The 1,127-nt window shown below is 64.1% G+C and carries 1 protein-coding gene; it reads left to right on the top strand.

Features of this window, described 5'->3' with window-relative positions; genetic code table 11:
* The coding region (locus EPO55_RS26090) for a transglycosylase domain-containing protein (protein WP_296340554.1) at nucleotides 1-1,127 on the top strand (1,127 nt) is incomplete at both ends.

The raw sequence follows: 1,127 nt of genomic DNA on the forward strand, positions 1-1,127 counted from the left end.
TCTATTCCAATCCCGGGTTCTCGGTGACCGGCTTCGGCCGTGCCCTGCGCGACAACGTGCTCGGACGTGACAGCGCGGGCGGCGGTTCCACGATCACCCAGCAGTACGTCAAGAATGCGGTGGTCGGCTCCGAGCGGACGTTGACGCGCAAGATGCGGGAGCTGGTCATCTCGTCGAAGATGGCTCGCCAATGGTCCAAGGACGACATTCTCGCGGCGTATCTGAACACCATCTATTTCGGTCGTGGCGCTTATGGCATCGCTGCCGCGTCGACGGCGTACTTCGGCAAATCCGTGGATCAGCTCTCGGTCGAGGAAGGCGCAGTACTGGCTGCGACCATCCAGCAACCGTCCGGACTCGATCCGGAAGTCAACCCCACCGGTGCTCAGTCGCGGTGGAATTACGTGCTCGACGGCATGGTCTCGCAGGGCCAGCTCGATGCGACTCAGCGTGCGGCGATGCAGTATCCGCAGTGGGTCCCCATTTCTCAGGTCGATTCGGGTGATGCCGCCGACGCAGGTCCCAACGGTCTGATCAAGGCGCAGGTACTGCGTGAGTTGTCGGCTGTCGGGGTCAGTGATCAGGATCTGAACACCGAGGGTCTGCAGATCACGACGACGATCGATCCGAGGGCGCAGGCCGCCGCGGTCGAGGCCGTGGACAACAACCTGCAGGGTGAGCCGTCGGAGCTGCGCACGGCGTCGGTGTCGATCGATCCGCGCAGTGGCGCGGTCCGCTCGTATTACGGCGGCGCGGACGGGCGCGGTTTCGACTTCGCGCAGTCCGGGTTGCAGACCGGATCGTCGTTCAAGGTGTTCGGCCTCGCCGCTGCCTTGGACCAGGGCATTCCGCTGTCGAAGATGTACGACAGTTCCTCGCTCGACGTCAACGGTATCCAGATCAGCAACGTCGAGGGCGAATCCTGTGGCACGTGCACCATCGCCGAGGCCCTCAAGCGGTCGCTGAACACGAGTTTCTACCGCATGATGCTGGGCATGGACAACGGCCCGCAGGCGATCGCGGACATGGCACACAAGCTCGGTATCCCGCAGGAGATCGAGGGCGTCGGCCCCACGCTGACCGAGCCCGACAACGCGGGCCCGAACTACGGAATCGTGCTCGGCCAG

Source organism: Reyranella sp. (assembly GCF_004296935.1).
In the GTDB taxonomy this organism is placed as follows: Bacteria; Pseudomonadota; Alphaproteobacteria; order Reyranellales; family Reyranellaceae; genus Reyranella.